Annotated in this window: 3 protein-coding genes and 2 pseudogenes; 4 read left to right on the top strand and 1 reads right to left on the bottom strand. The window is 64.2% G+C overall.

Annotated elements, in window-relative coordinates:
• Positions 1–114: 114 nt before the first annotated feature.
• Positions 115–1,497: a serine hydrolase domain-containing protein gene (locus J7360_RS05865; protein WP_209033437.1), complete on the bottom strand. Its 1,383-nt coding sequence runs from the start codon at positions 1,495–1,497 to the stop codon at positions 115–117.
• 404 nt (positions 1,498–1,901) lie between these two features.
• Here J7360_RS05865 and J7360_RS05870 point away from each other — a divergent pair, with 404 nt between their 5' ends.
• The 4 genes and pseudogenes from J7360_RS05870 to J7360_RS05885 all read left to right on the top strand — a co-directional run.
• On the top strand, positions 1,902–2,318 hold the full coding sequence (locus tag J7360_RS05870) for a hypothetical protein (RefSeq protein ID WP_005916026.1): 417 nt from the start codon (positions 1,902–1,904) through the stop codon (positions 2,316–2,318).
• A pseudogene (locus tag J7360_RS05875) lies at positions 2,315–3,325 on the top strand (PQQ-dependent sugar dehydrogenase); the annotation flags it as partial. The gene J7360_RS05870 and the pseudogene J7360_RS05875, both read left to right, overlap by 4 nt.
• Positions 3,322–3,585: pseudogene (locus tag J7360_RS05880) on the top strand (tyrosine-type recombinase/integrase); the annotation flags it as partial. The pseudogenes J7360_RS05875 and J7360_RS05880, both read left to right, overlap by 4 nt.
• Before the next feature lie 44 nt (positions 3,586–3,629).
• On the top strand, positions 3,630–6,000 hold a 2,371-nt coding region (locus J7360_RS05885; protein WP_209033439.1), incomplete at its 3' end, for a Tn3 family transposase.

The following is a 6,000-nucleotide window of genomic DNA, read 5'->3' on the forward strand; positions in this document are numbered from 1 at the left end:
CGGCGGCCAGTCGCCGGATCAGTGCGGATGGCGCACGCGAGCCATGGAGCATGCGTGTGGCATATGCCGACTCTGTGCACCGGTTCCGCCGGAGGGCAGCCGCGCAGCCGCTTCTCAGTTGCCCCCGATCGATTCGCGGGTGCCGCTGCTGTCACCCATCACGCGATCGTGCATTGTCATGACTGCCTTGCCATCGCCGCCGTTCTCGAAGCTCAACGCATCCAGGCTCTCGCCCAGGTAGTAACGGCCGTCGGCATGCGGCAGCACGGCAACCGGGTCTTCTCCCTCGCGTTGCAGTTGCAGTACGCCGTCCACTTCTGCAAGCACGCGTACATCGTCTGCAGCAAAGCGGTAACGGCCCAGCCATGCGCGGTCCTGGCTGCGCAGTGCAACCGTCGCCGCATAGGCATGCCCGGCGGCGATGGCGGCCAGCCGCACGCTCAGGTTGGTCGGGTCCAGGAACTCGGCATTGGTCAACACGGTCACGAAGACGTCCGGCTGTCTCACGCGCACTACATAACTGTTGAAGCCGTTGATGAAGCCGCCATGCTCTACGTCGGCCAGGCCGTTTACCTGGCCGATGATCCAGCCGAAGCCGTAGGGCGAGGCGCCGCCATCGGCCAACGTCGTCTTGCGCATTGCCTGCGCCAGTAGCGATGCCGACACCGGCAAGCCGTCGCGCAATGCGCGGTGCCAGATCGCCAGATCGTCCACCGTGCTGATCAGACCGCCCGCGCCTTGCGGCTGCGACATGCTGATGAAGTCCGCGTTCTGCAATTGGCCCTGGGTGCGGCGATAGCCATGCGCGCGTTTGGCGATTACGGTGAGATGGTCATCGTAGCGGGTATGCAGCATGCCCAGCGGCTGGAACACCGACTGCTGCATGTAGACCGGGTAGGGCTGAGCGGTGATGCGTTCGATCAGATAGGTCAGCACGATATAGTTGGAGTTGCTGTAGCGAAAGCGCTTGCCCGCAGCAAACTCCAGCGGCAGGTCCTTGAAGTAGTTCATCAGGCTTCGCGCATCGGTGTCCTCCCGCCGCGCGGCGCGCGCGGCGCGCAAGGCAGCGATGCTGCTGACATTCTTGATGCCGGAGGTATGGGTGAGCAGTTGCTGCACGGTGACCTTGGCGAGCGGGCCGCTCAGCGCCGGGTCCACTGACTCCAGGCAGGTATCCAGTTGCAGCTTGCCCGCCTGCACCAGTTGCAGGACCGCCATGGCGGTGAACTGCTTGCTGACCGAGGCCAGCCGCAATGCCGCGTCCGGTTGCATGGCTATGCCATTTTCGATGTCTGCCATGCCGTAGGCCTGGCGCAGCAGCACCTGATCACCGCGCGTCACCAGCACCACGCCGCCGGGCTGGCTGTCCTTGAAAAACGCCGCGGCCTCGCGCGCCAATTCGGCCATGGCTGATACCGGCGGTGTGGTCTCCGTCGCGCGGGCCGTGCCGGCCATGCTCAGCGCGGTGGCCAGCAGCATCACCGCAATTGTCTTCATAAACCTGCTCCCTCAGTGAATGGAGCGCAGCTTGGGAGCGGAACCGCGCAGCGCCCAGCGATGCATGACGTGCGGTCGGGACAGGCAGCGAACGGTCGGCGGAGCGGATGAGCGGGAGCCGTGAGCGAAGGTCTGCGCTGCACATGGCCGGGCATCGCGTGTTGTCAGGGTGTGGGCGCTGCAGAGGCTTGCGGTGCACTTCCACAGGCAGCCTGCTGCCGGCCAGCATGCTGCCCAGGGATCGAGCGCGACAATAGATGCAGCCCCTGCGTTCGTTCGAAAGGCACAAGCCGGCGCCAGCCAACGTCATCTGCAAGGCGCGAATCGCGCAAATATCACGCTGCTCATCACATGCAAGCTGTCAGCATCGGGGCACGTTTCGCCATTGCCCCAATGAGTCCGCTATGAATTCAACGACCGTTCCGGCCCGTCCATGGGCCGTCCACCCGTTCCACGCAGCCGTGCTCGGCGGTGTGTGGCCGCTGTTTCTCGGCGCGTTGCTGAGCGATTACGCCTACTGGAGCAGCTATCAGATCCAGTGGAGCAACTTCGCATCCTGGCTGCTGGTCGGCGCGATGGTGTTGACCACGATCGCGCTGGTGTGCGCCATCGTCGCGCTTGTGCGCGGAAGCCGTAACCTGATCTACATCATTGCGCTCATTGCTGCGTGGATCGTGGGCTTTTTCGACGCCTTGCATCATGCCCGCGACGCATGGGCCGTCATGCCGGCAGCCCTGGCGCTGTCGGCGATTGCAACGTTGTTCGCGTTGGTTGCGACCTGGGCAGGATTGTCCGGTCTGCGCGTAGGAGGTGCACGATGAAGCGTCAGACCACCAGCATCATCACGGTCTCCATTCTTGCCGCAGCGCTGGCCGCATGCGGCAAAGCGCCCGAAGTCAGTCAGCGCGGCGCAACGCCGGAACTGCCGGAGCCGGACCGCGGTCTGCTGCCCGAGATGAAGATTGCCGAGCCAACCGCCTGGAATGAGCGCAAGCCCACGGTGCCGGCAGGCTATCGCATCGCCGCGATCGCCAGGGATCTGGGTATTCCGCGCCAGACGCTGGTGTTGCCCAACGGCGACATCCTGGTGGCAGAAGGCCGTGGCGGCGGCGCGCCGAACCTCAAGCCAAAGGATGTCATTGCCGGTGCGATCAAGGCCAAGGGTACCTCCAAAGCAAAGAGCGGCAACCGCTTGACCCTGCTGCGCGATGCAGATGGCGATGGCACCTACGAATTGAAAACGGTGTTCGCCGACAAGCTCAACGCGCCTTACGGGCTGGCGTTGATTGGCAACGCGCTGTACGTGGCGAACCAGGATGCGTTGGTACGCTTCGACTATCGCGAGGGCCAGACCCAGGCGAGCGGGGCGCCCACCAAAGTGACCGACCTGCCGTCGGCCATCAATCACCATTGGACCAAGGCGCTCACTGCCAGCGCCGACGGCCGCCATCTGTATGTGGCCATCGGCTCCAACAGCAACATCACCGAACGGGGCATGGCGGTCGAGCTCGACCGCGCGCAGATCTGGCAGGTAGATGCCGCGACTGGCGCACACAAGCCGTACGCGACCGGTATCCGCAATCCCACGGCGCTGGCCATCCAGCCCGGTAGCGGTGCGTTGTGGGCAGTGGTCAACGAGCGCGATGAAATCGGCCCCAATCTGGTGCCGGACTACCTCACGTCCGTACGCGAAGGCGGTTTCTACGGTTGGCCCTACAGCTATTGGGGCAAGAACGTGGACACGCGCGTCATGCCGCAAGATCCGCAGAAGGTGGCTTCGGCGATCGTGCCTGACTATGCCCTGGGCTCGCATGTCGCCGCACTTGGGGCGGCATTGCCGCCGCGCCGCTCCACCCCAACAGCCTGGTGCGTCTGCTACGGCGGATCTTCCGCGAGGCCGGGCTGAGCTCTCCCAACGCCTACAGCGGCCACTCGCTGCGCCGCGGCTTCGCCGGCTGGGCCAACGCCAACGGCTGGGACGTCAAGGCGCTGATGGAGTACGTCGGCTGGCGAGACGTGCAGTCGGCGATACGCTACATCGACGGGGCCGATCCGTTCGCCCGCCAGCGCATCGACGCCAGTCTGCCGGAAGCGTCCGCGCTGCCCAGGCATGCAACGACCTGAGGGGCTGGATGGCGTCGATCGAACGGACCGCATACCCGCAATTCAAGCGCAACCCGGTCGTCCGCGAACTGGTTGCGGCCTACACGCCAACCGACGCTGAGGTGGCCTTCGTTGCCGAGTACACCCGTCAGCCTGCGCACCGCCTGACGCTGACGATCCTGCTCAAGACCTTCCAACGGCTGGGGTACTTCCCCATGCTGGACGAAGTCCCGCCGGCGGTGGTGCGCCATATCCGCAGCGCGCTGAAACTGCGCGTGCAGGTCAAGCCAGCGAATCTTGCCAACGCCTCGCGCTATCGCTACTACCGCCGAATCCGGCAATTCCTGCAGGTCCGGGCCTACAGCGATGGCGGGCTGAAGATTGCTGCACGCGCGGTATACGAAGCCGCTGCGGTGATGGAAAACCCGGCGGACCTGATCAATGTAGCCATCGAACAGCTCGTGCGTGATCGCGTCGAGCTGCCGGCGTTCTCCACACTGGATCGCCTGACCCGGCGCATCCGCACGCTGGTCAACGGGCGCTATTTCGCCCAGATCGAGGCCAGACTGACCATCGACGAAAAACAGCGCCTGGAAGGCCTCCTGCAGGTCGAACAGGGGCGTCAGAAGAGCCCGCTGCACGCGATCAAGCGCCTGCCCAAGCGCTCTTCGCTGCAGCATTTCCAGGAGTTGATCGACCATATCGGCGAACTGGACGAATTGGTCGGCAGCGAGTTGCACCTGGCGGGCATCCCGGAGGTCAAGCGCAAGCACTTCGCCGCCGAGGCGCGGGCATTGGATGCTTCCGAGCTGCGCAAGTTTCGGCCCGCCAAGCGCTACGCCGTACTGGTGTGCTTGATCCACCGGGCCCGGGTCCAGACGCGCGACGATCTCGCGGAGATGTTCATCAAACGCATGGGGAACATCCACAACCGGGGCCGAGAGGAACTGGAGCGGCTGAGGGCGCGCTATCGCGAGAAGACCGAAGCGATCGTGGCGACGATGTCGGATGTGGTCCGCGTCCTCGACCATCATCGCGGCGACACCGAGGCGGGGCGTGAAATCCGCCGCCTGGTCAACGCCCACGGCGGCGTGCAGACGTTGCAGGCCGACTGCAACGCCATTGCGGCGCATAGTGGCGACAATCACTTGCCGCTGCTGTGGCCGTTCTACAAAAGTCACCGCTCCACCATCCTGCGGATGGTGCGTAGGCTGGACTTGGCCTCGACCACCGAGGATCGCTTGCTGATCGACGCGATCGAGCTGATCCTGACGCAGGAACGAACCCGCAGCGATTGGTTGGATGAACCAGTCGATCTGGCATTCACCACCCAACTCTGGCGCAAGACCATCGTCCATCGCACCGAACAGAACGAAGAGCGCATCCACCGGCGCCTGTTCGAGGTTTGTGTGTTCTCATCGCTGGCCAACGAACTGAAATCGGGCGACGTGGCTGTGCGCGGATCGGAAACCTACGCCGACTACCGCGAGCAGTTGCTTCCGTGGGACCAGTGCGAACCTATGTTGAAGGATTACTGCAAGCAGGTGGGGCTGCCGGCCACGGCCGTGGGCTTCGTCAATGCATTGCAATCGCGCCTGATGCAGGTCGCCGAGCTGACCGATCAGGGCTATCTTGAGAATGGCCAGGTGGTCATCGGCGAGGATGGTATCCCGGTGCTCAAGCGCAGCAAGGCCAAGGAGATGAGCACCGGGGCCCGTGCCCTAGAAACCGCCGTCCTAGACCGCATGCGCGAACGCAGCGTCATCGAGATCCTGTGCGATGTGGCCCACTGGACGCGCTGGCCCCGGCACTTCGGTCCTCTGTCCGGCTCGGACGCCAAGATCGAGCAACCGACCGAGCGCTACGTCCTCACCGCCTTCACCTATGGGTGCAACCTCGGACCGGCCCAGGCTGCCCGACACCTGCGTGGCGCTGTCTCGGCGCACATGCTGTCGTTTGTCAACCGCCGGCATGTGGATGCCAACAAACTGGCGGCAGCTTGTCGGGACATCATCAACAGCTACGCCGGCCTGCAGCTGCCCAAATGCTGGGGCGACGGCAAGAGCGCGGCCGCCGACGGCACCAAATACGATCTTTACGACCAGAATCTGCTCGCCTCGTACCACATCCGCTATGGCGGCTACGGCGGCATCGCCTACCACCACGTGTCCGATACGTATGTCGCGCTGTTCAGCCACTTCATTCCGTGTGGAGTCTGGGAGGCGGTCTACATCATCGATGGCCTGCTGAAGAACACCTCCGACATCCAGCCTGACACCGTCCACGCCGACACGCAGGGGCAGTCGCTGCCGGTGTTCGGCCTTTCGCATCTGTTGGGCATCCAGCTGATGCCGCGCATCCGCAACTGGCGCGAATACAAGTTCTTCCGCCCCGATGAGG

The organism is Xanthomonas sp. D-99 (assembly GCF_017746145.1).
Taxonomy (GTDB): Bacteria; Pseudomonadota; Gammaproteobacteria; order Xanthomonadales; family Xanthomonadaceae; genus Xanthomonas; species Xanthomonas cissicola.